The 1,988-nt window shown below is 37.7% G+C and carries 2 protein-coding genes and 1 pseudogene; all 3 read right to left on the bottom strand.

Annotated elements, in window-relative coordinates:
• Positions 1-108: 108 nt before the first annotated feature.
• Positions 109-288: a hypothetical protein gene (locus GAB14E_RS0123220; RefSeq protein WP_033083179.1), complete on the bottom strand. Its 180-nt coding sequence runs from the start codon at positions 286-288 to the stop codon at positions 109-111.
• A 287-nt stretch (positions 289-575) separates the two neighbouring features.
• Complete coding sequence (locus GAB14E_RS07610; RefSeq protein ID WP_033083178.1) at positions 576-1,547, bottom strand: transposase; 972 nt, start codon at positions 1,545-1,547, stop codon at positions 576-578.
• 195 nt (positions 1,548-1,742) lie between these two features.
• A pseudogene (locus GAB14E_RS25115) lies at positions 1,743-1,988 on the bottom strand (hypothetical protein); the annotation flags it as partial.

The raw sequence follows: 1,988 nt of genomic DNA, 5'->3' as shown, positions 1-1,988 counted from the left end.
CTGGTTATTAAAGTTATCAACAAAATAGCTTTGCAGTTTTTTATCAGCATGATTTGTATTAGTAAATTTAAGCGACTGTCCTAGTTAATTGCTTTCTAGTTAATTGCTTTAACTATAAATGGTGCTCATGTCGAAACCTTGTTGTTTAAGCTTGGCAGTTAATTTCTCAAAAACGTCATCATGCACATCCTCCCCATCAACAAGTCGGATATCAGTAAGTTTGCCAAAAGCAGGGTGTTCTATATCTGGTGTATCAATACCACGCACTTTACGCAATGCTAATAACATCAATGCCGGATAAGGAATAAACTGCCAATTGAGATTATTAAACTCAAAAAAGCATTTACTTGGCGGAAAACAATTAGGACACTCGCTTATAAAACAATCTTTCTGGAAACAATAACACATGTTAATTTTTTACTTAAATAGAGTTCAAGGTTTCTAATGAATAAGAATAACTAGGGGGTTATGTTGAAATTTCAGGTGAATAGTTAAGTTCGTAATTTTTAGACAGGGTAAAAACATTAACATCGAGATGTTAATATAAATTAAGGGCAGTGATTAATGCTGAGTCGTTATGCTAAGAGTTTATCGCAGCAACTTACATTCGTTCGACGCTTTAACCCTTTATGCACACAATATTCAGCTAATACATTACTGTGCCCCACCGCACCATGAAATAATTTTCTGAATCCTTTGCTTAGCGTTAGCCAGTTTTCAGGATTTATATTAAGCCGAGTTAGCAGTGCTGGTTGATTTTCTTCAATGTAACCGACCTTACCTTCACGAAGACAGCGCCCTGTCAGTTCAATTAATTCAAGATAGTCTTTGAATTCAAACGGCAGACCTTTTGGCATGATGCTACGTGGGTTACCTACAAAAGGAAGTAATCTCGTGGGTTTTTTTCCTTTATCTGCGGATATGACACGTTGTTTTACGCTGGTATACTCTGAGCTTTCAGGGGTTTTAGCTATACTGGCTCTAACAGGGTTTAAATCAACATACGCCATACAAGCAGCAAGTGCAGCTTCATCTAATAACGCTTGTGATTTAAAGCGCCCCTCCCAAAAGTGACCTGTACAGTTATCTTCAAGGTTTGCTTGTATCGCAATACTTTGGTTTAGTAAGCGCATAAACCAACTGATATCCATCAAGCGATTGCGGTAAACCTCAACAGTTTCAAGTAAAGAAACCATAAGGTAGTCTGGAATTCCTCCTCGGCAATACTGCTGTGTTATTAACGTGCCTTTGAATAGCTTATGCCAGCGCTCAAGCACTTCACTTGTCGACCAAGACTTTGCTTTAGTTACATCAACAAAAAGTACTATGTGGGTATGATTGCTCATAATTGCGTAGGCGCAGATATCAAGAGCAAATACTTGACTTAGGCCGAGTAACTTATCTTCCACCCAGCCTCGCCTGTGGTCAAAGTTTTGCCCTGTATTTTTATCTTCTCCGCACAAAAAGGCACGGCGAACACAGCGAGAAGTGCAATGATAATAAGGGGTGTCAACTAAGCTAATTAATTGCTTTCTTGCCGTTGTCATGAAAGACCTCTCAGATAAAGGATATTTAGTAACCCTAGTTGAGAGGTCTATATTCTTCAATTTTAAGCGACTGTCCTAGTTAATTCTCTGGTTATTAAAGTTATCAACAAAATAGCTTTGCAGTTTTTTATCAGCATGATTTGTATTAGTAAATTTAAGCGACTGTCCTAGTTAATTGCTTTCTAGTTAATTGCTTTAACTATAAATGGTGCTCATGTCGAAACCTTGTTGTTTAAGCTTGGCAGTTAATTTCTCAAAAACGTCATCATGCACATCCTCCCCATCAACAAGTCGGATATCAGTAAGTTTGCCAAAAGCAGGGTGTTCTATATCTGGTGTATCAATACCACGCACTTTACGCAATGCTAATAACATCAATGCCGGATAAGGAATAAACTGCCAATTGAGATTATTAAACTCAAAAAAGCATTTACTTGGCGG

Source organism: Colwellia psychrerythraea (assembly GCF_000764185.1).
GTDB classification, from domain to species: Bacteria; Pseudomonadota; Gammaproteobacteria; order Enterobacterales; family Alteromonadaceae; genus Colwellia; species Colwellia psychrerythraea_B.
This window is presented reverse-complemented; position numbering and strand designations above follow the sequence as displayed.